Below are 26,897 nucleotides of genomic sequence, written 5' to 3'. Positions count from 1 at the left end.
CTCACGACTCCGTTTCAGCCGCGGGAGAAAGCGGCAATGGCACCGGATACGTGAGTGCTGACGATGCTCAGGAACCTCTCCAGGTCATCACGGTAGTAAAAATGTCCGCCCTCGAAGAGAGATATCCGAAACTCGGCATCGGTGCATTCCCTCCAGAAGCTCAGGGCCTTCGGATCGACACGATCATCGCCGTGTCCGCCCAATGCCACGATGGGGATGTCCAGACGAGGAAGTCGATGACCGTGGTACCGATTCGTCGCATCGTGATCGGCCCGGATCGCGGGCCACACCAGTTCGCGCAGCTCCGGATCGTTCAACACCTCACCAGTGCCCGGATCCATGTCGCACAGCGTCGCGGCCAGCTCCGCGTCGGACTGGTGTCGTCCCGGCGTGAGTGCCGCGACCGGGAGCCTCGCGGAGACCAGCAGCAGCGCGACGGGCAGCCCGGCCCCGCGCAGGAGCACCGCCACCTCGTGGGCGATGGATCCGCCCATGCTGTGTCCGAACAGCACCAGCGGGAGGGGCGCCTCGGCGTGCAGGTTCTCCAGATCAGCGGCGACCATTCGCGCCATGGCGCGAAGGGACGGCACCGGAGGGTCGAGGAGACGGTCCTCACGTGCCGGATAGCGCACGGCAACCAGTTCCACATCCTCCGCGCCCCCTGCGAGCCCGTTCCGCCACGCGGCGTATGCGCTGGCGTTCCCCCCTGCGTGGGGGAAGCACACCATCCGGACACCGGGGCAGGGACCGGTTGCGCCGTAGTCCCGCAGCCATTCCCGGCGTCCCGACATCAGGATCCCACCTTCTCCAGCTCCGGCTCCAGGGTCCCGGTCTCCTCGATCGCACGTACGACATCCGTCCTGCCGTCGCGACGTGACCTGGACTGCGCCAGGCCGATGAGGTCATCCGGGCGCGCATCGGGCACCTCGTCGTCGAACCGGACCAGCGCGTTCCACCGCCTCGTGGAGATCACCAGGGCGAGAACGACCAGGCCGCACACCACATAGACCATGGCGATGGCACGCCCGGGGCCGTCACCCAGCACCGCATGGACCGCGGGTTCGACTCCGGGAACGTTCGCCATCAACCACTCCATCAGAACCGTGCCCTGGGGTGCCAGCACGCCGAAACCCAGCGGCGCACTCGCGGTGGACACCATCGTGTTGATAGCGAACACGCGGCCCTGGAGACGGGCCGGCACCTTTGTCTGGATGATCGTCATCACGACACCGTTGACCAGCAGGATCGATCCTGCCAGCCCGAAAACCCCCACGCACACCAGCGGCAACCAGGGCCGGGAAGCGATGATGAGGGCACAGACTCCCAGCACCACCGACATCACGCGCACCGCATCCATGCGACGGCGGCGTGGGCCACCCCAGATGCTCATCACGATTCCGGCGAGGATGCCCGCGCCGCCGGAGACCGCCGTGACGACGGCAACCTCGCTCAGGGACGCGAAGGTCAGCACCAGTGGAGCGACCAGCGAGAGGAGGGGCGCCAGGAACAGATTGATCAGCGCGAAGTACAGCAGCATGGAGCGGAAGTACCTGTTGCGCATCGAGAACCGGAAACCACCGCGGATCTCCTCCCACAAGGACTCCGGGACCTCCGGCATGGCGGCCGGGAAACGGATCAGGACGACGGTGGCGATCGCGAACACGTAGGAGACGACGTCGAACGCCAGAATTCCCGGCAGTCCGAAGACGGCGAGCAGGCCGACCCCGAACAATGGGGCGATGAAGTTCGCGGCCCCGATGGCGGATTGCAGCATGCCGTTCGCGTGTCCCAAGTAGCGCTTCGGGACGATCTGCGGCAGCGCGGACTGGAAGGCCACACGTTGGAAGGTGACGGCACAGGCCACGAGGCCGAACACCACCATCATGTTCCACAGCTCCATGGTGTTGGTGGTCGCCAACAGCAGAAGCATGCCGAGCAGCGCCATGCAGGCCGCGTCGAAGATCATGATGAGCGTGCGGCGGTTGAACCTGTCCACGATCGCCCCCGCGATGGGGGAGACGATCAGATTTGGCAGGACTCCCAGCACCCCGACGATCCCGAAGAGCATCAGGTCGTTGGTCTGGGTCAGCACCCACAGCGGCAATGCGAACTCGGTCAACGTCGATCCCGTGAACGAGATCATCTGCCCCGATGCGATGATGGCGAACTTCCCCAGTCCGGGTAGTGTTTCGGCGGATTCCCGACCGCTCGGCAGCACGGACCCGAGCCTGGGCTGGTGGCCGGGTCTGACCGTTTCCCTCGCGACCCTGCTGTCGTGCAGCCACCACGTCGCGGCGCCCCCCCGGGCGGGACGGGTGAGACCGGACTCCGTGTGCTCCGCGACCCGGTGATGCACCGTGGTGAGGATCTCGGCCAGTTCGTCGGGTCGGTAGTTGAGGAAGTAGTGGCCGGCGTCCTGGATACAGACGGACGCGGTCCGATCGGAGTACACGGACCATTCGTCGCTGCGTTCCTCCCAGAACCGGGTGGCCTGATCGGCTTCACCGATGACGCTGATCACCGGGGCCTGGATGCGTTGTACGTCGCCGCTGAAGACGTCGGTGAAGTAGTCCTCCGCGAACCGGGTGTCCTGGCGCATGGCCTTGACCATGTGGGCTGCGTGTTCCGCGTCCATGGCGTTGATGTCGGTCCCCATGCCGGCCAGCCAGTTGGCGTGGTTCCTGTCTGCGGTGAGCCGGTCCCGGGCGGACCACCTGGACAGGGTCGCGAGAATCCTGTTGGCCGGCCGGGCCACGGGAAAGGCACCCCCGACGTAGAGGGCCTCGATGTCACGTCCCCGGCGGGTGAGTTCCTCCGCGAGGGCAGCGGCCACGGCAGATCCGGGGACGCAGTGCCCGTAGATGATCAGCCTGCCGTTGATCCGCTCACATATCTCGTCGGCGACGGCTGCGGCCACCTCGGTGGTGGGGAGGACCTCCTCGCCCAGAGTCACGTCGTGGCCCGGTGGCTCCACGGAGTGGAGGGAGTATCCCCTCGGAAGTGCTCTGGCCAGATCGCCGAAGACGCTGGCGTTGGCGCCGCCGTAGGGAACGGCGATGATCGACGCGACCCTTTCCCGGGCGTCGAGTGGTTCGGTGAGTTCGTACAGCAGACGGGTCTCAGCACCACCGCCGCCTCGCCTGTCCTCGATCAGACCCGCCAGCTTCTCGACCGTGGGATGGGAGATGATGTCCATCACGGCGACGACCACCTCATCCCCCACGATCCTCCTGATACGGGAAACGGCCTTCGTCGCCAGCAACGAGTCGCCACCCAGGTCGAAGAAGTCCGCGGCCACGCTGGGGATCTCGATGTCCAGCAGGTCGGCGTAGACGGCGGCGAGAGCCGCCTCCAGTTGGGTGCGGGGAGCGACGTCGGGTGCCGCGACCACGCCGCGTTCCGGCTCGGTCAGGGCGGCCCGGTCCACCTTGCCGTGTCCCTTGGTCGGGAACACGTCCACCGTGGCGTAGGCCCGGGGAATCATGTAGTCCGGCAGGGTGCGCGCCAGGTGGTCACGAATGCCGGCATCGGCGACGGGCACAACACCCTCGGCCCACCGGATCCACCCCACCAGTCGCTCACGGCCGGGCTCGCCCCGCAGGTCGACGACGCACTGCGCGACACCGTCCATGGTCGCCAGGGCGGATTCGACCTCGCCCAGTTCCACGCGGTAGCCGCGGATCTTGATCTGGTCGTCGGCGCGTCCGTGGAAGGCCAGCTGCCCGTCGGGGCGCCAGCTCACCACGTCACCGGTGCGGTACATGCGTTCACCGGCACCGCTCAGCGGGTCGGCGACGAACCGCGACGCGGTCATGCCCGGGCGCGACAGGTAGCCGCGCGCCAGGCGGCCGGAGATGTACAGCTCCCCGCGCACCCCCGGTGGTACCGGACGCAGCCGGTCGTCGAGCACGTAGGTCCGCACGCCGGGCATCGGAGCGCCGATCGGCCACACCGCCTCGGGATTCTCGACGTCGGGATCGACATCGGTGGTGGTGCAGGCCCCGATGGCCTCGGTCGGGCCGTAGTTGTTGATGACACGGCAGTCGACGCTCCTCGCCAGGTCACGCATCCACTGCGAGGGCGCGCCCTCGCCGGAGAGCACCAGACCGCGACGCGGCGCGACGGATCTCGCATCCACCTGGGCGGTCAACGCCGCCATGTGCGAGGGCGTCATCTTGAGGTGGTTCACCTCGTGACGCGCCAGGAACTGCGCCAGTTCCTCCCCCGTGATGCGGCCATCCATGGCGTGGAGAGTGCCGCCATGGGCCAGGGGCAGGTAGAACATCGGCAGGCTGAAGTCGAATGCGAGCGACTGCAGCAGCGCGTACGAACCGCCGCGCACGACACCCAGATCGGAGGCGACGTCCCGCAGATAGCGCACGACCTCGCGCTGCTCGACCTCCACTCCCTTCGGTCTGCCCGTGGTCCCGGATGTGTAGATGACATAGGCGAGGTTGCTCGGGGCAGCCGGGGTGGGCACGGCGACCGACCTTTCGGTCAGGAGGTCGTCGTAGGAGATGGTCTCGACGTCCGTGTCCACGTCGAGGGTGCCGTCGTGGATGCACAGGGCGGCACGGGAGTCGGCCAGGATGTACTCGAGCCGATCGCGTGGCATGGCCGGGTCCAACGGCAGGTAGGCGCCACCGGCTGCCAGCACCCCGAGGATCGAGGTGGCCGCGGGGATCGCCCGGTTGAATGCGATGGCCACCTTCACATCGGGGCCGATCCCCTTGGCCGCCAGGCGTAGGGCGATCCTGTCGGCGCGCCCGTGCAACTGGCCGATGGTGATCATCTCGTCGCCCTCGGCCACCGCCGGACGCGACGGGTCGCCGTCCGCGCCGAACCGGATCAGCTGGTGCAGCGTATGATCGGGCGCACCATCCGGGGCCGGTCCCTGCGCCCACACGCGCGTGACCAGGTCATGTTCGGCATCGGTGAGCAGGTCGATGTCGAGCACACGAGCCGTGGGATCGGCGACGACACGGGTGAGCAGCATTTCCAGGCGATCGGCCAGTGCCCTGATCCGGAACGCGTCGAACAGATCGGTGCGGTACGTCAGGGACGCCACATAGCGGCCGGCGTCATCCGAGCAGACGTGCAGCCCGAGGTCGTAATGGGTTACCTCGGTGGTGGCCCCGATCTCGCTGAACCGGAGCGCACCGGATCCGCTCACGACGGGTTTCACCGCGGTGGCCAGCTCATCGACCGCCAGACCGACCTGGAAGAGCGGCGAATTGTTGGCGACCCGCGGCAGGGCGAGCGCCTTGGCGATGTCGACGAACGGCACGTTCTGGGAGGAGAACGCATCCAGCGCGGTCTCGCGGCTGCGGGAAAGCAGTTCCCGGAAACTCGGGTTACCGTCCAGCCGGGAACGCATGGCCACCATGTTCACGAAGTTGCCGACCACGTCCTCGACCCCGCTGGCGTCGCGGTTCGCCACGGACGTGCCGATCACGAAGTCTCGTTGGGCGCAGTGGTTGGCCAGCAGCACCTGGTACAGCGCGAGCATGGCCATGTAGAAGGTGGCCCCTTCGGCGGCCGCCAGTACCTTGAGTTGTTCGACGAGCCCCGTCGGGAGCGTGAACTCGTGGGTGCGTCCCCGGTTGGACAGGACTGCCGGGCGCGGCCTGGCGATGTCGAGCTCCAGGTTCCGGGTACCTGCGAGTCTTCCCACCTGCTGCGCCAGTCCCCGTTCGCGTCCGGCGACACGCTCAGCTCTGGCTTCGTACACCGCGATGTCCTCGTACTGCAGGGGACGCGCGCCAAGATCGATGCTGCCGTTGCGAACGGTCTGTTCGAGTGCCTGCCGCAGGTCTGATTTCAACAGTTCCGCTGACCACCCGTCGACGATGATGTGGTGGGCCGTGAAGAGCACCACATGGTCATCGTCGGCGAGCACCAACGTCTGGAAGCGCGCGAGAGGACCGGCTGCAACATCAAACGGTGTTGCACACATGCGCGAAAACTCCGTCTCAGCCGAGGCCAATGGGTCGTCGACACCACGCAGATCCGTGACCGGAACCTCCACTCCGGTGTCCTCGTGGAGGACCACCGTCGGATCCCCCAGGTCATCCGCGGGGTAGCTGACACGCAGGATGTCGTAGCGGGCCGTCAACGCCCGGCAGGCCTCCCGGATCCGTTGCTGATCGACCGGCCCCTGAACCCTGAGGCCGAAACCCACCACGTAGGCGGCGGACCCCGGGTTCATGCGATCCTCGACCCACAACCCGGTCTGGGCGGGACCCAGCGGGACGACGGCATCGGCCTGCCTCGGCCCGGGACCGGAGGGAAGCGACCGGGCCCTGCGCAACCGTTCGGCCAACAACTGCTTCCTGCGTTCCTGTGCGACAGCCGCAGCACTCTGCGTTCTCACCGGGTCGGGAATGGATGTGTGGGTCATGATGCGGGTTCTTCCTCCAGCTCGGCAAGCAGAATGGCTTCCAGGATCGCCGCCTGGTCGCGCAGCACGGGCACCTCGAAGATGGTGCGCAACGGCAGATCAACGGCCAGCCGGTCGTTGACACGTGCCGCCACCTTGGCTGCCAACAGTGAGTTCCCGCCGGAGCCAAAGAAGTTGTCCAAGGCTCCAACCCGGCGACCATCCGCGAAAGCCTCCGTCCAGATCTCGGCCAGCAGCGCCTCGACCCCATCCTCCGGGTCGACGTGATCGCGTTGATTTCCCCAGTCCGGAACGGGCAACCGGGCACCGTCGAGTTTGCCGTGTGCTGTGGCGGGGAACGCATCCATCGCGACGATGGACGCTGGTATCGCGTGCGCGGGCAGGACATCCGCGAGAGCCAGACGGCACGCCTCGGTGTCGAAGGTGTCCGCGGGTGGTGCAGCGACCCACGCAACGAGTCGGGACTCATCATCGCCGACGTGCAGCGCCCCGACGTGTGCGGCGAGAACCCCATCGACGGCCAACAACGCCTGCTCGATCTCACCGGGCTCCACACGGAAACCCCTGATCTTGATCTGCCGGTCGCTGCGGCTGACGAACTCGTAGAACCCGTCCGGTCGCAGCCGCACCAGATCACCGGTGCGGTACATGACCGCCCCGGGCTCACCCCAGGTCGCAGCGACGAAACGCGACGCGGTCAGCCCGGGACGACGGTGGTAGCCGCGGGCGAGTCCGACCCCGCTCACGTACAGCTCACCCACCGCCCCGGGGGGAACGGGCCGCAGGTGCTCGTCGAGGACGGCGACGGACAGGCCGTGCACCACCTCGCCGATCGGAACCATTCCGGTTTCGGAGCCGTCCAGGCGGTACCTGGTGACGTCGATCGTCGTCTCGGTCGGGCCGTACAGGTTGAGCACCGGACGTCGTCCCACCTCATCGGCGACCGTGGCCGCCGGCAGCGCCTCGCCGGCGACCATGAGGGCAAGTCTGGGGGGCAGGCAGTCCTTCGGCAGCGCCCTCAGGGTGGTGGGGACGAAAATGGCTCGGCGGACGTCATGGCGTCGCAGGTAGTCGCCGAGCGCAGCGTCCGGGGCACGCAGTTCTTCGGGCACGAGCACCAGGCAGGCGCCGTGGAACAGCGCCATCGTGAGTTCGGAAACCGATGCGTCGAAACTGAACGAGGCGAACAGCAGCATCGTCTCATCGGGGCCCGCGCCCTGCCCTGCACGTTGCGATGCGGCCAGGGCGGCAAGGCCGCGGTGCGTGACAACGACACCCTTCGGTCTGCCCGTGGAGCCCGAGGTGTGGATGAGATAGCACGGATGATCCGTAGAGGGGGGAACGCGCAGCTCACCGACCCGGATCGGCCCGTCGTCGCAGGCATCGATGTCGGCAACGGTGTCCGGGGCGTCCAGCAGCACCGCGGCGTCGAAACGATTCGCGTCGGCAGCGGTGGTGATCACCAGGTCGGCCCCGGAGTCGTTGAGCAGGTAGGAGATGCGCTCGACGGGATGGTCGGGGTCGATGGGCACGTAGGCGGCACCCGCTTTCTCGACGCCGACGATGGCGACGACCGCCCGGACGGACTTGCGCAACGACAGCGCGACGATGTCCTCGGCGCCGATCCCCCGCTGGATCAGCCAGCGGGCGAACTGGTTCGAGGCGGCGTCGAGTTCCGCATAGGTCAGGACATCGCCGCCGCACCGCACGGCATCGTGATCGGGGTCGATCCGAACCGCCTCGGCGAACAGTTCCGAGAACGTACGCGGTTGCCCGGCGACCGGTCCGGTCCGGACCGCGGCGTCGCGTTCCTCGTCGCTGAGGACGTCGATGGCGCTGATCCGCCTGTTCGCATCGGTACCGAGGGCTTCCAGGACCCTGAGGAGCCGGGTGACGATGTCCCCGGCGGCCCGGGCGTCGAGGCGATCCGTGGCGTAGTCCAGCTGGATGCTGAGTTCCGTTCCGTCAGGCCCGGGCACCTCACCGACGCTGAAGTCGAGGTCGAACTTGGCACCCAACGGCCCTGGGTGCAGATCCTCGGTCTCCACACCGGGCAGCGTCAGTCTCGCGGTGTTGCCCCCGCTCTCGGACATGTGATTCACCATGACCTGGAACAACGGGTGGCGGCCCGGGACTCGGGATGGGGCGACGGCGTCCACGACCATGTCGAAGGGCACCCGGGAGTGTTCGACCGCCCCCAGGATCGCCTCCCGGGCCCTGTCGATGGTCGCGGCGACCGTCGGATTCCCGGTGAGGTCGTGCCGGATCGCCAGTGTGTTGACGAAGAAACCGACCAGCGGTTCCAGGGCGGAATCGCCGCGTCCCGCGGTGACGGCGCCGAGCACGACGTCCTCCCCCGCTCCGAGACGATTCAGCAGCACGGCCACGGCGGCATGGCACACCATGAACACCGACGCGCCGTGTTCGGAGGCCAGATGCTGCACCCGGGACAGGGCCTCGGCCGGCAGCACCCCCTCCACGGTGCCGCTGGGACGCGCACCCGAGGACGTGCCTGGTTTTTCTCCCGGCAGCCGGGTCTCCTCGGGCAGCCCCGCCAGGGTGGCGCGCCACCATTCGATCTCCTCGCCCTGCCCGGCCGAGCGTTCATGCTGCCGGAGTGTGTGATCGGCGTAGGTGACGGGAAGCGGGATCCACGCGGGGGCCCGGCCGGCTCTCCGGGCGGCATAGGCGTCCTGCAGATCGTGCAGCAGGGGCGCCAGGGACAGGCCGTCGCTGGCGATGTGATGCATGACCAGCACGACGATGTGACTGTCGACGGCCTCCCGGAGAACCCAGGCGCGGATCGGCAGGTCGCGTTCCAGGTCGAAGGGACGTGCACTGTACTCCTTCACCAGCGCCAGGCGTTCCTGTTCGTCGAGACCTGACACGTCGAGCACGGTGCACAGATCGGAGGCCTCAGGAACCGCCATCAAGCGCTGGAAGGGTTCGCCGTCGATGGGAATCATGACGGTGCGCAGGGTGTCCTGGCGTTCGACGACGTCACGCAACGCCTGCTGCAGCGCGGGAACGTCGAGGACACCCCGCAACCGGGCGACCAGGGGAATGTTGTAGGCGGAGGATGCCCCCTCCAGACGTGTGACGGTCCACAGCCGGCGCTGCGCGAACGATGCCGGCAGCTGCTCGGGCCGGGGGCGATGGACGATGCGTTCGCCCCCGGCCCGGATGTCCGGTACCGGTCCGGCGGGCAAACCGTGGGGTCCCTCCAAGGCGTCGTGCCGGCTCCCGGCCGGGGCGACGGTGTCGTGGGCCGGCTCCAACCGGGCCGCCAGGGCGCGGGCCGTCGGCGCCTCGAAGACGTCGCGCAACCGCAGCCGCTTCTCCGGGCCACCGAGTCGCGACACGATCCGGGCAGCGCTCAGTGAGTGACCGCCCAGCAGGAAGAAGTTGTCCTCCGGGCCGACCACGTCCACCCCCAGTGCCTCCGCGAAAACTGCGCACACCTGTGCCTCCAGGGCAGTGGCGGGTTCCTGCGAGGGGGGTGCCACCGTCGCCGGTGGAAGGGCCCGCCGGTCCAGCTTGCCGTTCGGTGTCCTCGGGAAGGAGTCCAACGCCATGATGACCGCCGGAACCATGTGCGGGGGCAGCACCGCCTCGGCGCGGGACCGGACGGCCGTGGTGTCGACGTCCTCACCGGTGACATACCCCACCAGCCTTCCCGGGGAGTCGGGAGCCTCGATGACGACGGCCCCCGTCACGCCGGGAACATCCGCCAGGCACCGCTCGATCTCGCCCGGTTCGACACGGAAACCGCGGACCTTGAGCTGCGAGTCGGCGCGTCCGAGATACGTGAGCTCCCACGATCTGTTCCACGCCACGACGTCACCGGTGCGGTAGAGGACCTCGCCCTGCCGGAACGGATCGGCGACGAAACGACTGGCGGTCAGTCCCGGCCGGTTGAGGTATCCGATCGCCAGGCCGGGGCCACCGATGTACAGCTCGCCGGGAACTCCCGGTGGAACGGGCTGCAGGAAATCGTCGAGCACGACCAACCGGACGGCATCGAGGCCGCGACCGATCGGTGGTGCTTCCTGACCCGGAGAAGGGGAAAGCGGACCGGCGACGGCGACGGCAATCGTCGCCTCGGTGGGACCGTAGGCGTTGAACAGCGTCCGGCCGGGGGCGAGACGTGCGACCAGGTCAGCGCTCAACGCCTCCGCGCCCGCCACCAGGACTGGAACGCCGTCCAACGGGGTGTCGAGGGTGGTCAGCACACTCGGGGTCAGCAGAGCCGCGTCGACGTGTTCGAGTGCCGTGCGCAGTTCATCACCGGCGAGCGGGCCGGGCTCGGGAATCACGAGGCTCCCTCCGGCCCCCCAGGCCATGCACAGTTCCATGATGGCTGCATCGAACGACAGGGATGCGGCCTGCAACACCCGTATCCCGGGCCAGGCACCGATCCGCCGGGTCAGTGAGCGGGTGAACACACCGAGACCACGGCGGGTCATGCACACTCCCTTGGGGCGACCGGTGGAGCCGGAGGTGTGGATCACGTAGACCGGTTCCTCCGCGGCGAGAACGCGTGGTGGCAGCGGCCCCGGTTCCCCGGGGTCGGGCGATCCCATCTCGAGCACCGGGAGATCACAGGAAGCGGTCATGGCGGACACACCCGCGCCGCGCGCCAGGATCAGGCGCGGAGCCGCATCCGCGGTGACCTGGGTCAGGCGCGCCGTCGGGTAGGTGGCGTCCAGCGGAAGCAGAGCGGCACCGGTTCGCGCGACGGCCAGCACGGCCACGATCATGTCCGCGCTGCGGGGAACGCAGACGCCGACGACATCACCTCGCCGCACCCCTTCTGCGAGCAACCGGTGGGCCCACCAGCGACTCTCCCTCTCCAGGTCGGCGTAGGTCAGCTCCCGGTCACCCGTGACGGCGGGTGCGTCACCGCCCACGAGGGCGTGTGCCGAGGCGAACAGGTCGTCGAGGCCCATCGCGGGAACCTCCGGCTCCGGCGCGGAGGAGCCCATCGCTCGCAGCGAGTCGAGTTCCCCGGGCAGCAGCACGTCGAGTCCTGAGACCGTGGTTGAGGGGTCCTTCGCGAGCTGATGCAGCACCCGCGAGAAGCGGGCGGCCAATTGCTCGACGGTGTTCACGTCGTAGCGGTCGGTTGCGAACTCCAGCTCCAGGGCGAGGCCGCTGCCCACCTGACCGAACGCAATGGTCAGGTCGAACTTCGCACTGGCCAGGCCGTCCTCGACGAGGCGGGCGCGACCGGTGCCGAAGGGAATCTCCACGTCCACCGGTCCACGGTCCTCGAATGACGTGAGCAGCGTCTGGAACACCGGGTGACGGCCGGGTACGCGTTCCTGCCGCAGCGCCGCCACGACGTCGTCGAACGGTACGCGTGCATGGGCCAGCGCTTCGGCGTCACGGCGGCGCACCTCGGCGAGCCAGTCGACGAAGCTCGGATCCCCTGCCAGCCGTGTGCGCAGCGCGATCGGGTTGACGAAGAATCCGACGGTTTCCTCGAGGGCGGCGTCGTCGCGTCCCGCCGTGACGGTTCCGAGCACGAGATCCGGCCCGGCACCCAGACGGCTCAGCAGGGCCGTGAAAGCGGCGTGCACGACCATGAACAGAGTGGCTCCTTCACGACGGGCCAGGGCGCGCAAACCGTTCAGTGTGGCCATCGACACATCGGCACGAATCATCCGGGGGGCGGCAACGCCCTTCTCGGTGGACGACATCCCGGGCAACCCCGACCGGGCGGGCGCATCGGCCAGCCGGGCCCGCCACCACGCGGTCTCCCGTGCCGTCAGCGAGTCCGGGTCGTCGGCATCGCCCAGGATGTGTTCCTGCGCGGCGGCCCAGTCAGCGGGCTGCAGGCCGGGCCTCCGCCAGGACGGCTCCTCACCGTTCTGACGGCAGCCGTAGGCGTATGACAGGTCCCTCAGCAGGGGGGCGATCGAGGATCCGTCGATCGCGATGTGATGGAACACCAGACCGATCCGCCCTCCACCGGCCCTGGGAAGCACCACCACACGCAACGGGATCTCCGCCGAGATGTCCAGGCCGCTGCTGAGCGCCGTGGTGAAGGCGTCGGGGTCCGGCACCACGTGGATGCGCTCCGGTATCCGGGCCATTGCCTCGGTGGATGTCATGATGCGCTGCCAGGGATCACCATCGCGCTCGACGACGAGGGTGCGCAATGCCTCATGGCGGCCGGTGACGTCACCGAGCGCACTCCGCAGGGCCTCCATGTCCAGGACACTGACGTCGAGAACGACCGGGAGGTTGTAGGCGACCGGGTCCGTGACGAGGTCCTGTTCCAGCCAGAGCCGGCGTTGCGCCCGCGATGCGGGCAGCATGCCATCCGCCGGACGGCTCACTGCACGCACCGTCCCCGTCGCGGGGCCGTCACCCGCGAACCGCGCCCACGCCCGTGGCACCGGGTCGGCGAATAGGTCGCTGATGGTGATCGTGAATCCCGCCCCACGAAGCCGGGACACCAACCGGACGGCGAGCAGCGAGTGCCCACCCAGTTCGAAGAAGTTGTCGTCGACACCCACTTCGTCGACACCGAGTACAGCTGCCAGGGCCGCGCAGGCCTGCTCCTCGGCCGGCGTGGACGGCACCCGGCCACTCCGTGTCGCGACAACCGGGACGGGCAACGCCTTGCGGTCGACCTTGCCGTTGCGGGTCAAGGGCAGGGCGTCCAACATCACGATGTGGTCGGGCACGGCCTGCTTGGGCAGCCCGGCGGCCAGGATGCGTCGCGCGGCCACGGGATCGATGTCGCCAACCAGATAGCCCACCAGCACCGCATCGGGCCCGAGGTCGCGGCGCGCCATCGCCGCGGCGGCCGTGACCCCGGGCAGCGCTGCGAGCGCGGCCTCGACCTCACCCAGCTCGATGCGGAAACCGCGGATCTTCACCTGGTCGTCGGCGCGACCGATGAACCGCAGCGCGCCGTCACGGCCCCTGCGCACCAGGTCACCGGTGCGGTACATGCGTTCCCCACTGCCGTCGGGGTCGGCCACGAACCGGCTGGCCGTTGCCCCCGGCCGACCGGCATAACCACGTGCCAACGCGGCTCCTGAGACGTAGAGTTCACCGATGCAACCGACGGGCACGGGGTGCAGGAACTCGTCCAGCACGGTCACGGTCTTGGCCGGGACGGGATGACCGATCGGCACCGGATCGACGTCACGATCATTGACGGGGTGGTAGGAGATGTCGACGGTGGTTTCGGTCGGACCGTAGACGTTGAACAGCCGCACCCGCTGGCCGATCTCATCGACCAGCTGCGCGGGAAAGGCCTCGCCTCCCACGAGCAGGGTCAGTCCCGAGGGGATGTTGGATGCACCCAGGGCCAGCACCGACGCGGGTGTGAGGAAGGCGTGGGTGCAGCGCTGAAGAATCCGCGCGCATCCGGGGCCGAGGTTGCGCTCCTGTTCCGGCACCATCACCATGGTGGCACCTGCCAGCAGCGACATTCCTATTTCCGATACGGCGCCGTCAAAGCTGTGCGATGCGAACTGCATGGCGACGCTCGCCGGCGTGATGCCGTAGAGGGCGTATCCCTGGGCCAGCCCGGCCAGACCTGCGTGGCTGACGACGACACCCCGGGGGCGCCCGGTGGATCCCGATGTGTGGATGATGTAGGCAGCGCCGTACACCCCCGAGGGGCCGGCGGGGACCGCGGTGGCGGCTGAGAGCAGATCCGCGGTTTCCGGCGAGTCGACTGCGAGCGTCGGCGGGGCGAAGCGATGGGCCGAGGCCTCCTCGCACAGCACCAGGGCGGCGCCGGAGTCCCCGAGCAGGAAGTTGATGTGCTCGTCGGGATGGGCCGGGTCGACGGGCTGCCACACTCCCCCGGCCTTCATGATCGCCAGTAGAGCGACGATGGAGAACGCGGATCGTGGAAGACAGCTCGCGACGACGGTTTCCGGCCCAACCCCCAGCCCGGCGAGCACCCGGGCCCACCGGGTCGACTGTTCGTCGAGTTCGGCGAAGGTGATTCTCTGGTCACCGCATTCGACGGCGATCCGGGTGGGATCGGCAGCCACCTGACGTGAGAACAGTTCCGGGAAAGTGGCCAGATGCGCGACGGGTTCCCCGGTTTCGCGTTCCCACCCGGTCTCGGACGGCAGGACGACGGTTGCCTGCGAGAAGCGCATCGAGGGGTCGGCCACCACCTGGCGCAGCACCGAGAGGACACGCTGGCCCAGTTGCTCCACGTCGGCCTCGTCGAACAGCTCGGTGGCGTAGTCGATGGTGCCGGTCATCCCGGCGGCCTCGTCGTCGACGCGGTGCTCGTCCAGGGAGAAGGTCAGGTCGAATCGGGAGAACTGGGAATCCTGGCCCAGTACCGTGACAGGCAACGATCCCAGCGACCATTCCGGTTCACTGTTCGCGGTCATCACGGTCAGCGCCACCTGGAACAGCGGGTGGCGGCCCGGTTCCCGTTCCGGCTGCAGTTCCTCGACCACGGTCTCGAAGGGAACATCCTGATGGTCGAAGGCGTCGAGATCGGCCTCACGCACCCGGGTCAGCAGGTCACGGAAGGCCGGGTTGCCGGAGACATCGGTGCGCAGCACGACGGTGTTGATGAAGAAACCGATCAGGTCGGACAACTCTTTCCGTTCCCGTCCGGCGACCATCGTCCCGAGGGGAATGTCGTCGCCCGCCCCGAGAAGACGAAGGGTCAGGGCCGTCGCGGCCTGGAGCACCATGAACGTGGTGACCTCGCACTCATGGGCCAGGTCATCGATCCGGCGATGCAGTTCCGCGTCGATGGAGAACGGCACCCAGGAGCCGGCGTTGGTCGGCTGGGCAGGTCTGTTCCGACCGCACGGCAGGGGAATCGCGGCGGGCAGGTCGGCGAGGGCACGGGCCCAGTACTCGGGACCGTCCCCCTGGCCGTCCGTTCCGGTGCGCCGCCGCAGCCACTCGGTGTAGTCGGCGTACTGCACGGGCAACGGTTCCCAGTCCGGCGCAGTGCCACGGTCACGAGCGGCGTAGGCGAGACCCAGGTCCCGGGCCAGCGGCGTCAGGGACCAGCCGTCGGTGGCTATGTGGTGCAGCACCAGGGCCAGCACGTCACGGGTCCTGCCCCGCACGACGGTGGCGCGCAGCGGGATCTCGCGACCCAGGTCGAAGGACTCCCGGGCTGTCCGGGCAAGGATCGCGTCGACCTCGTCGGCATCATCTGCCTCCACGACATCCAGGGGCACCGGGGTGCCGGCCGGTAGAACCCGCTGATACGGCGTGCCGTCGACATCCGGGAAGATCGTGCGCAGGCTCTCGTGGCGTCCGGCCAGATCGTTGAGCGCCGCCTGTAGGACGCCCTCGTCGAGTCGGCCCGCGACCTGCAGCACGATGGGAACGTTGTAGGCGGCGGCTCCGTCGCGAGTGCTGAGGAACCACATCCTCCTCTGAGCGGCCGACGGTGGGACGTCACCGTGTCGTTCACACGGCACCAGATCCGGTTGCGACGCCGCTTCGACGACCGACCGGTCCAGCAGACCGAGGGGGGTCGGCGCCTCGAACACGTCGCGCAGCGTGATGGAACCACCGACCGTCTCCTGCCAGCGGCCGACCAGCCGGGTCGCGAGCAGCGAATGCCCACCGAGGTCGAAGAAACTCTGGTCCGTGTGGACCTCGTCCAGGCCCAGCGTCTCCGCGAAGCAACGGCAGGCGGCCTCCTCCCGTGGCGTGGCGGGTCGTCGTCCCGGGCCCGGGTTCTCCACGGTCGGCGCAGGTAGAGCGCGCACGTCCAGTTTGCCGCTGACCGTGAGCGGCAGCGCGTCAAGGATCACGACGGCGGAGGGCACCATGTATGCCGGAAGCTGTCGCGCCACCCGGCGTTTGATCCCCGCCCCGTCGACCTCCCCGACGACGTAGGCGACGATCCGCTGATCCCCGGGGGTGTCCTCACGAACGATCACCGCGGCGGCCCGCACACCCTCGACCGCCGTGACCTCGGATTCGATCTCACCCAGTTCGATGCGCAGCCCACGCACCTTCACCTGGTCGTCGCTGCGGCCGATGAACTCCAGTTCCCCATCCGCACGCCACCGCACGACGTCGCCGGTGCGATACATCCGCTCACCCGGCGCATCGAGGTCCGCGACAAAACGCGACGCCGTCAGGCCGGGACGACGCCTGTAGCCGCGCGCCAGGCCCGGACCGGACAGGTACAGCTCCCCGGGGACGCCCGGGGCCACGGGCCGCAGTCTGTCGTCCAGCACCCGGGCGACGAGACCATCGGTCGGATGCCCGATCTCCGGTTCCCGCAGGCCGTCCAGCGGCCACGACACCACGCTGGTGACGGTCACCTCCGTGGGACCGTAGGTGTTGAGGATCCTGCGCTCACCCGCCCACGCCCGCACCAGCTGCGCCGGGCAGGCCTCACCGCTGAGGTTGATGTTGCGCAGCTGCTCGAAGGCTCCCGGTTCCAGGCTCTGGAGCCGCGATGGCGTGAGCTCGCAGTAGGTGATGCGATGGTGGTGCAGGAGCCGGGCCAGGTCATCGCCCGCGACGACCCCCTCACCGGGCAGCACGACGGTGCCGGCCACCGCGAACACGGTGAGCAGATCGATGACGGACACGTCGAAGCTGAACGACGCCAGCTGCAGGAGTTTCAGGGACCCGTCGAGACCGAAGCCGCGCACCTGCGAGGCAACCGTGCCCGCCAGGCCGCTGTGGGTGACCTCGACACCCTTCGGGCGTCCGGTCGACCCGGAGGTGTAGATGACGTAGGCCACCTCCGAGATCTCCGGGACCGGCCACGTCACAGGACCCGTCACCTCCATCGCAGAGGTGGTGTCAACGACCGGCAAGGACCCGAAACGCCGCCGGTTCACGGAGTCGGTGATCACGGCGATCGGTTCGGCGTCCTCGACCATGTAGCGGATGCGATTGTCGGGCTGGGCCGGGTCGATCGGCAGATAGGCCGCACCCGTGCGGCACACCGCCAGAATGGCCACGACGGCGTCGATGCTCTTCGGCAGACTGACCGCCACCACGGCCCCGGGGCGGGCCCCCAGGGCGTGGAGTCCGCGGGCCAGGGTCTCGACGCGCACGTCCAGGTCGGCGTAGGTGAGGGTCCGCGCCCCCTCCTCGACGGCGATGCCCGTGGGATGCGTCGCCACGGCGTGGTCGAAGAACTCGATGAAGCGCACCGGTTCCGGGCACGGCTCACCGATGCCCCACGCGGTGACCTGATCGACGATGTCGGCCGGGACCACACCCAGTTCGGAGATCGAGGCATCGGGATGTGTGCTGACCCCGGCGGCGAGTTCGCACCAGGCCCGGCCGAGGTAGCGGGCGCGCGCCTCGTCGTAGACGTCGGAGGAGAACTCCACCTCGATCTCGGCGCTGCCGTCGGTCCGGTCGAACAGGCAGAAGTTGAGGTCGAACTGCGACGTGCCGAGGTCGAGGTCGGTGACGGCGGTGGCGGGCACCCCGAGGTCGAGGTCGATGTCGTCGCCCTGCCGGGCCGCCACACCGATCTGGAACACCGGATGCCGGTTCATGGTCCGTGCCGGGTTGAGCTGCTCCACCAGGACGTCGAAGGGCAGGTCGGCGTGCTCCAGGCCTTCCAGCGTGGCGCCGCGCACGTCGTCGCACAGCTCGGCGAACGTGGTGGACGCGGAGACGCGGTGGCGCATCGCCAGGGTGTTGACGAACAGACCCACCAGGTCGTCGAGGCCCTCCTCGTCACGGCCGGCGACCTGGGTGCCGAGCACGACGTCGTCGACGCCGAAACGACTCGCCAGGGCAGCCACCAGGGCCTGGTTCAACATGTGGGGGGTGCAGCCCAGGCCACGTTCGAGGTCCCGCAGGCGGTCCCGCAGAGCCGCGGGAACGGTCACGAACACACGCGACCCCTTGCCCGTGGCGACGGCCGGGCGGGCGGTCGCCAGCGACAGCTCGGTGTCCTGGGGGGCGCCTGCCAGCCGGGTGCGCCAGTACTCGGTCTGCTCGTGGGCGAGCGAATCCGGGTCGTGGATGTCGCCCAGCAGTTCGCGCTGCCAGGCGGCGAAGTCGGCGTACTGGACCTCCAGCGGTTCCCGGGTCCATGGCGTCCGGTCGCGATGGGCGGCGTAGGCCTCGCCGAGATCACGTGCCAACGGCGCCATGGAGATCCCGTCGGCCGCGATGTGGTGCACGACGATCAGGAGGATCCACCCGCCGGGCTCGGCGATGAGGTGCACCCGGATGGGCAACTCCTCGCTCAGGTCGAACGGTTCGACGGCGAGACGGCGCATCGTGGCGTCCGGATCGCTGACACGGGTCATGCACCGCACCAGCTCCGGGAGATCCCCCGGTGCCACGACATCGAGCACGGGCTCGCCGTCGACCACACGGATGTGGGTGCGCAGCACCTCGTGCCGGGTGGCGAGGTCACGGACCGCCCGTGCCAGTGCGGTCCGGTCGACGTCACCGGCCAGGTGCATCGCGAGCGGAATGTTGTAGGCGGGGGATTCGGGCTCCGTCCGGGCCATGAACCAGAGCCGGCGTTGACCGTGGGAAAGGTGCTGAGTCATGTGTTCCTCCCAGAAACTCGGGCGCGGGAGCGTGGGGTCAGGCGGGGACGCGAACGACGCGGTGCGACGACGGCTCGGGACGCCAGCCCGGCCGGTGTGGGGGCCTCGAACAGGTCGCGGATGCCGACCGACCAGCCCGCGGCCGCCACGGCAGCCACCACCCGGGCCGCCGCCAGGGAGTGCCCCCCGATTGCGAAGAAGTTGGTCGTCGGCCCGACCCCGGGGCATCCGAGGACTGCCCCGTAGGCCTCGCAGATGACGCGTTCCACGTCGGTGCGCGGGGCGACGGCGGTGTCACCGGTTCCCCTCCCTCCGGGGTCGGGGAGAGCCGTGAGGTCGAGTTTTCCGTTGGTCGTCAACGGAAGGGCGTCGAGCGCGATGACGTGCGACGGCACGGCGTAGGGGGGGAGTTCCGCCCCGGCACGCTCCAGCACCGCGTCGGCGGAGATCCCGACCGGGGTGACGTAGGCGACGAGGACCGGGTGGCCCGCCCGGTCCTCGCGGACCATCACGTGCACCTGTTCCACCCCGTCGACGGAGCGGATCACGGCGGCGATCTCGCCGGGTTCCAACCGGAACCCGCGAAGCTTGACCTGGTCATCGCTGCGGCCACGGAAGATCAGCTCCCCCGACCGGTTCCAGCACACCACGTCACCGGTGCGGTAGACCCGTTCCCCGCTGCCACCGGGATCGGCGATGAAACGGGACGCGGTCAGGCCGGCGCAGTCGCGGTAACCGAGGGCGACACCGGGTCCCCCGATGTAGAGCTCGCCGTCGACCCCGATCGGGACCGGGCGCAGCAGGGAGTCCAGCACGAGCAGGCGCGCAGCGGCCAGCGGACGGCCGATGGGTGGGCTGCCCCGACCGGCGTCGAGCGGCCCGCAGACCGTGGCCGCGACCGTGGTCTCCGTCGGACCGTAGGCGTTGAACATGGAACGTCCGGGGGCGAACCGCGCGACCAGATCGGCGCCGCAGGCCTCGGCGCCGACCAGCAGCGTGCCGAGACCCTCGACGCCGGCGGGGTCGACCGTGGCCAGGGCGCTCGGCGTGACCAGTGAGACGTCGCAGCGCGACAGCCACTGCGCCAGGTCGTCGCCGACGAGCACGCCCGGCGGTGGAACGACGAGGGTGCCGCCCGCGGGCCAGGCGAGACAGAGCTCCAGGATCGACGCGTCGAACGCCGGGGATGCGAGCTGCAGCACCCGCGTCCCGGGGGTGGGGCCGTAACGTTCCTGCTGTGCCCGGGCGAACACCCCCAGCCCGCGTTTGGGCACCTCGACGCCCTTGGGTCTGCCCGTCGAACCGGAGGTGTGGATGATGTAGGCCACATCGCCTCCGCGTGGCGTGGCATCGGGCAGGCACCCGTCACCGGCCATGTCCGCCAGATCGAGCACGGGGGTTGTCGTGCCGGTCCGCTCCAGGGCCTCGACTCCCCCGCCCCCGGCCAGCACCACACGCATGTCGCAGTCCCCGACGAGTTGACGCAGACGTGCGGCGGGGTGGGTGGCCTCCAGCGGCACCACCGCCGCCTGTGCCCGGGCCACCGCGAGCAGGGCGACGATCGTGTCGACGGACCGCGGCACACACACACCGACCCGGTGGCCCGGCCTCACACCTCGCGTTCGCAGCCAGTGGGCCATCCGGGAGCTGCGATGGTCGAGTTCACCGTAGGTGAGACGACCGTCGTGCGCCTCGACCGCGAGAGCGTCCGCACCGGCGGCGCGCAGCGCGTCCGCGAACAGGGACTCCAGACCGGCCGGCGCGAGGTCGGCCTCCGCGGGTGTCCCCCAGGACCGCAGCAACGCGGCCTCCCCGGGGGCGTGACCGCGCAGCTCGTGCATGCGCAGCGACGGATCGGCGACGACGTGCCGCGCGAGCGAGACGTAGCGCTGCAGGATCGCGGCGACGGTCTCGTCGTCGAACAGGTCACGCGAGTAGTCGGCGACGACACCGATTCCGTCGATGCGCTCCTCCAGGGTGAGGGTGAGGTCGAACTTGGAACCCATGACGAGGCTGCGGGCACGTGCTGCGTCGAAGATCGCCCCCGGAGCCGCCACACGGCGGTGGTCCTGCACGGTGAACATGACCTGGAAAACGGGGTGACGACCTCCGGAACGCTCCGGGTTGAGACGCTCCACGATGCTGTCGAAGGCCACGTCGGCACGCGCCAGGCAGTCGGCGTCGGACGACTTCAGACGGGCCAGCAGTTCGTCGAAGGCCGGATCCCCCGACAGGTCGCTGCGCAGGACCAGCGTGTTCACGAAGAAACCGACGACATCCTTGAGTTCATCGGTGTCGCGGCCGGCGGTGACGGTACCGACCACGACGTCCTCGCCCGCGCCGTGAAGATTCAGCAGCACCGCGAACAGGCCGTGCAGCGCGACGAACGAGCTGACGCCGGCCCGTCCCGCCAGGGCTTTCAACCCGCGCTGCGTCGCGGCGTCGATCTCCGCGCGAACCTGCCCCGAGCCCCGCCCGGATGCCACGCCACGGGCCCGATCCGGCGGGAAGGTGACCTCATCCGGCAGCGACCTCAACCGGTGCTCCCACCACGTGGTCCGTTCTGCCGGAACAGCCGGGTCGGTCGTCGCCGCGGCGTTCGCCCAGTCGTGGTACTGCAACACCGGTTGGGGCAGGTGTGGGTCTCGTCCCGTCGACCGGGCCGCGTAGGCCGTCTCCAGGTCGCGCAGCAGCGGTTCCATGGACCAGCCGTCCGCGGCGATGTGATGCAGCACCAGCACCACCGAGCAACGGTTCCCGCTCCGGATCACGCTGAGCCGGACGGGCAGTTCCTCGGTGAGCCGGAACACGTGACGCGCCGCCGCATCGATGGCGGCATCGACGTCCGGGGCGTGGATCTCGTCGATGACCGGAACCAGCGCGGCCGCCTGATCCGCGGGGAGGACTCTCTGTCGTAGCTCGGCACCCGCCACCACGACACTCCGCAGCGATTCGTGGCGGGCGACGACGTCCCCGAGAGCGGCCTGCAGCGCCGCGAGATCGATGTCCTCGGCATCGAGCACCACCGGGATGTTGTAGGTGGGCGAGGCGCCGTCGATCTGTTCGACGAGCCAGAGCCTGCGCTGCGCCTCCGACATCGGCACGATGCCGTCGGCGGGCCGGGGCGCCCGCCCGATACCGGGCACCGGAGCGCCGCCGCGGGAGCGGGTGAGGAAACCACGCACGGTCGGTGCCAGCAGCACGTCACGCACGGCGATCCGGATGCCGGCCGCGGCCAGCCGCGAGACGAGTTTCACGACGAGCAGTGAGTGCCCGCCGAGGCGGAAGAAGTCGTCGTCGGGGCCGACCCGGGAGGCCCCGAGCACCTCCCCCATGATGCGACAGGCCTCGGCCTGTTCACCGTTCTCGACCGTTCTCCCCGAGCCGCTCGGGGCCGGTGCCGGTAGGGCCTCCCGGTCGAGCTTGCCGTGGATCGTGACGGGAAGCTCGCCGAGGACCACCCAGTGCGCCGGAACGGCATGGGCCGGCAGCGATGCGGCGGCGTGGGCGCGCACCCGCTCCACGTCCACCCCTGCACCGGCGACGTGGGCGACCAGGGCCCTGCCACCAGCGAGATCGTCGCGCAACGACACCGCGGCTCCCGTGACGCCCGGGCCGCGACCGATGACCGCCTCGACCTCGCCGAGCTCGACGCGGAAACCGCGCAGCTTGACCTGGTCGTCGTTGCGTCCGACGAAGTGAAGACGGCCCTCCGCGTCCAGGCGAACCAGGTCGCCGGTGCGGTAGCGGCGGCCCCCGTCCGGCCCCGCGACGAAGCGGGACGCCGTCAGGCCGGGTGCTCCGACGTACCCGCGGGCGACACCGGGACCGCTGATGTAGAGCTCGCCGACCACCCCCGGGACGACGGGGCGCAGGGTGGTGTCCAGAACCTCCAGTCTCGCGCCGTACACGGGTTTCCCGATCGGCACGGAGTCCCCGCGGGCTCCGTCGAGGCGATGCCCGGACGCGAAGATCGTGGCCTCGGTGGGTCCGTAGAGGTTGACCAGCACAGTGCGCCCCGCGAGAGCGGTGGCGAACTGTGCGGGGAAGGCCTCCCCCGCCAGCACCAGGGTCACGCCCGCCGGGATGGTCTCGGGATCCAGGGACAGTGCGAAGGATCCGACCATGAAGGCGTGGGTGACGCCCAGTCGTGTCCACTCGGCAACCAGCCCGCCACCGGCGTCACGGTGTTCGTCGGCGATCACCGCTCCGGCGGCACCGGTCAGCAGACCCATCGTCAACTCGAACACGCTCGCGTCGAACCCCGGGGAGGCCGCCTGCGCCACGACGGCACCCTCCCCCACACCACACCACCGGCGTTCGGAGGCCACCATGTCGGCGACACCCGCGTGGGTGACGTACACCCCCTTGGGGCGGCCGGTGGATCCGGAGGTGTGGATGACGTAGGCGCCGGCCTCGGGTGGAAGGGTCGCGCCGGGGCAGTCGGTGATCGGGGCGATGGTGGCCAGCAGGTCCGCGATGCCGGTGTCATCCGCGACGACCAGGGGCCGCCCGTCCCAGCGGGCCGCATCCTCCGCGAGCGTGATGACGATGGTGGCTGCCGTGTCCGCGACCACCATTCGCTGTCGTTCGTCCGGGTAGTGCCGGTCGATCGGTTGCCAGACGGCCCCCAGCAGGCTCACCCCGAGGAATGCCGCCACCTGGTCCGCGCCGCGCGGAAGCGCGCACGCGACCACATCCTGCTCCACGACGCCCCTGCTGCGCAGCAGGGCGGCCCAGCGGCGGGCACGTTCGTCAAGCTCTGCCCGTGTCCACCGTTCCTGCCCCGCGATCAGCGCGACGGCCCGCGGATCGGCATCCACCTGCGCACTCCACAGGGCCGCGACCGTGGCGCCGCCGACGGAAGCCGGCCCCACCATGTCGGCCGCCTCTCCGGGCAGCAGGAAATCGGTCCCGGCCAGCGGCGCATCGGGGCGGGTGGCGACCTGTCGCAGCACGGATTCCAGCCGACGGGCCAGCCGTTCGGCGTTCTCGGCGCCCACCTCCGCCGCATATTCGAGGGCCCCTGCGATTCCGTCCGGGGTACCGGCCCTGAAGCGTTCGGTGAAGGCCCACGCCAGCTGGAAACGGGCGGCGGGCGCGGGGGTCGGCTGCTGCCGGACCCCGGGCAGGCCCGGGAGTTCCAGGGTGGCCCCGGACGCGCCGTGCGATGCGTAGTCGGGAACGAATCCGCGCTCTGCGGCACCCATGCTGATCAGGACGTCGATCCACGGGGTGCGCCCGGGTTCGCGTTCCGGGTTCAGGGCCTCGACGACGGAGTCGAATCCGATCCCGGAGTTCCGCATCGCCGTCAGATCGCCCTCACGCAGTTGCGCGACCAGTTCCGTGAACGTCCCGCCGGGATCGACGTCACTGACGAGAGCGATCGTGTTGACGAGTGGTCCCACCATGTCCGCCAGCCCCGCCTCGTCGCGCGCACCGACGGCGGCACCCATGCTGAAACGCCGCCCCGCGCCGAGACCGGCCAGCAGCACCGCCATCGCCGCGTGCAGGACGACGAACGGTGTCGTTCGGAGTCGTTGCGCCAGGGCAAGCAGCGCCCGATGAACGCGTGCATCGATGTCGAGCGCGACGTACCCCGCTCGTCCGTGGCCGTCCTCGACGGCGGGTACCTGCGGACACCCGGCGGTAACGTCGCGCAGACGATCCCGCCAGAAGGCGATCTGCTCGGTGGTGGCCACTGGGTCGGCGGCCCGAAGCACCTGCTGGGCCGCCACGTCGGCGAACTGCAGTGGCAGCGGCTGCCACGGGGGCGCGGAGCCCCGGGAACGGGCCGCGTAGGCGGCATCGATGTCGCGGTCCAGCAGCATCATCGACCACCCGTCGCAGGCGATGTGGTGCACGACGAGCACGAACACGTATTCGGCGGGTGTCCGCAGCAGGATCGGCCGGACCACCTCGTCGGCCAGGTCGAAACGATCGTGCACGGCGCGGGCCACGGCCTCCTCGACCTCGCCCGGGTCGATCTCGCGGACCCGAAGGCCGTCCCGGGCGGGATCGAGGGCGTCCACGCGCTGCCAGATCCGTTCGCCGTCGCTGCCGTAGCGGGTGCGCAGGATCTCGTGGCGTTCCACCACGTCCAGCCAGGCCCTTTCCAGGGCGCCGACGTCGAGGCCGCGCCCCAGACGCACGGCGGCGGGCACGACGTAGCCGGAGGACCCGTCGGCGGATTCCTCGGCCAGCCACATCCGCTCCTGCGAGGGTGAACAGGCCATGCGCCCGGTCCGTGGCGCGGGAGGCGGTCCCGGCTGATCCCCGGCGCATCCGGCGTCGAGCAGGGCCGCGACGTCACCGATGCGCGGCGACGCGAGAACATCCGCGACGGCCGGGGAGAATCCGGTACGTACCCGCAGGTCGGCGACGATCCGGGCCACGTCGAGCGAATGACATCCCAGATCGACCAGCGAGTCCTCGACCGTGAGGTCGCCGATCCCGGTGATCCGTTCCACCGCCTCCGCCACCACGCGTTCCGCGGCCGTGCGTGGCGGTTCCCCGCCGGCCCGCAGCCACACCGGTTCCGGGAGCGCGGAACGATCCACCTTCCCGCTCACGGTGAGGGGCAGCTCGGAAAGGATGGTCACCGAGGCGGGCACCATGTAATCGGGAAGTTCACGGGCCAGTGCGGCGCGCAGGCTGCGAGGATCCACGGTGACGCCGGGCAGGGGCGCGACGTGGAGCAGCAACTTGTCGGACTGCGGGCCCTGCCCCGTGGTGACGACCGCACCCCCCACTCCGGGAAACCCCAGGGCCGTGGCCTCGATCTCACCGGGTTCGACGCGGAAACCGCGTACCTTGAGCTGGTCATCGGTGCGTCCGAGGTAGTGGATCTCCCCCGTCTCGTCGATGCTCACCCGGTCACCGGTGCGGTACATCCTCTCGCCGGGAACCAGCGGATCCGCGACGAACCGACAGGCCGTGAGCCCGTGTTGCCCGGCGTAGCCACGCGCGAGACCGGCCCCGGCGACGTACAGCTCGCCGTCGGCGACCGGGGCCAGGGTTTCATCGAGGACGTAGGCGCGCATCCCCTCGATCGGATGGCCTATGGGCACCCGGTCACGGCTCGGATCGAGGTCGTGGGAGTGCAGGCAGGTGACCGTGGCCTCCGTCGGGCCGTAGGTGTTGACCATGCGCCGCCCGTCGCGTGCCCATTCTCGGACCAGGGCCACCGGGCACGCCTCGGCCCCGACGAAAAGGCATTCGGGCCCGCCGACGCCCGGCGCATTGGCACCGGCGAGAACCGGCGGCGGAACCAGCGCATGAGTGATGCCCCAATTCGTCATTTGATCGACCAGGGCCTGTCCGCTCGCCCGATTCGGGGCGGGCAGCACGAGTGTCGCGGCCGCCCACCACGTGCCGATGATGTCCTTCACACTGGCGTCGAAGGACAGAGCCGCGGTCTGCAGAACTCGACTCCGGGTCGTCAGGCGCCAGGATTCGGCCTGCGAACGTGCGAGCGCTTCCAGTCCGGAATGAGACACCACCGTTGCCTTGGGTCGTCCTGTCGTGCCCGAGGTGTAGATGATGTAGGCAGCTGCTGACAATGGAACCGGCAATCGCACGGATGCTCCGGGGACAGTGCTCACATCGCCCATCTCCACCAGGTTCTGCCCGGTCGGGAAACACCCCGCCGTCTCATTGGTGACGACGATTGCCTGCGGCCGGGAATCCTCCACCAGGTAATGCAACCGCGACCGGGGCTGGGAGGCCTCGAGAGGAAGATAAGCGGCTCCCGTGCGCACGATCGCCAGCAGCGCGACGATCATGGCGGCGGAACGCGGGACACAGACACCGACGATGCGTTCCGCCCCCCCGAATCCCCTTGCCACGAGCAGTTGCGCGAGCGCCTCGGCCCGGGCATCGAGTTCACGGTAGGTCAATCGGGCGTCGTGGGCATCTATCGCGATGCCTTCGGGGTTGATCCCGAGGGCCCGGTCAAAAAGGGCGGAATATGTCAGCATCAAGAATCC

At 69.5% G+C, this 26,897-nt stretch carries 4 protein-coding genes; all 4 read right to left on the bottom strand.

The genetic code is table 11. The features are described from left to right. Positions 1-14: 14 nt before the first annotated feature. Genes E0E39_RS02215 through E0E39_RS02200 form a run of 4 tightly spaced genes read right to left on the bottom strand, consistent with a single transcriptional unit; the run spans position 15 to position 26,888 of the window. Positions 15-791, bottom strand: a complete 777-nt coding sequence (locus tag E0E39_RS02215) for a thioesterase II family protein (protein ID WP_130873287.1) — start codon at positions 789-791, stop codon at positions 15-17. Continuing rightward, the gene (locus E0E39_RS02210; protein WP_130873286.1) at positions 791-6,400 is read right to left on the bottom strand and encodes a non-ribosomal peptide synthetase/MFS transporter; all 5,610 of its coding nucleotides are present in this window, start codon (positions 6,398-6,400) and stop codon (positions 791-793) included. The genes E0E39_RS02215 and E0E39_RS02210 overlap by 1 nt, the downstream gene beginning before the upstream one ends. Beyond that, the gene (locus tag E0E39_RS02205; RefSeq protein WP_130873285.1) at positions 6,397-18,909 is read right to left on the bottom strand and encodes a non-ribosomal peptide synthetase; all 12,513 of its coding nucleotides are present in this window, start codon (positions 18,907-18,909) and stop codon (positions 6,397-6,399) included. The genes E0E39_RS02210 and E0E39_RS02205 overlap by 4 nt, the downstream gene beginning before the upstream one ends. Then, positions 18,906-26,888 carry a non-ribosomal peptide synthetase gene (locus E0E39_RS02200; RefSeq protein WP_130873284.1) on the bottom strand — a complete coding sequence of 2,661 codons (7,983 nt, stop codon included), beginning with the start codon at positions 26,886-26,888 and terminating at the stop codon, positions 18,906-18,908. Before E0E39_RS02200 ends, E0E39_RS02205 begins: the two co-directional genes overlap by 4 nt. Positions 26,889-26,897: the final 9 nt, after the last annotated feature.

The sequence above is a fragment of the [Pseudopropionibacterium] massiliense genome (assembly GCF_900607225.1).
Classification (GTDB): Bacteria; Actinomycetota; Actinomycetes; order Propionibacteriales; family Propionibacteriaceae; genus Arachnia; species Arachnia massiliensis.
This window is presented reverse-complemented; position numbering and strand designations above follow the sequence as displayed.

What these genes read in the sequence shown, in the direction of transcription:
- E0E39_RS02215 (WP_130873287.1), bottom strand. Translation starts at nt 791, where the DNA reads ATGTCGGGACGCCGGGAATGGCTGCGGGACTACGGCGCAACCGGTCCC.
- E0E39_RS02210 (WP_130873286.1), bottom strand. Translation starts at nt 6,400, where the DNA reads ATGACCCACACATCCATTCCCGACCCGGTGAGAACGCAGAGTGCTGCG.
- E0E39_RS02205 (WP_130873285.1), bottom strand. Translation starts at nt 18,909, where the DNA reads ATGACTCAGCACCTTTCCCACGGTCAACGCCGGCTCTGGTTCATGGCC.
- E0E39_RS02200 (WP_130873284.1), bottom strand. Translation starts at nt 26,888, where the DNA reads ATGCTGACATATTCCGCCCTTTTTGACCGGGCCCTCGGGATCAACCCC.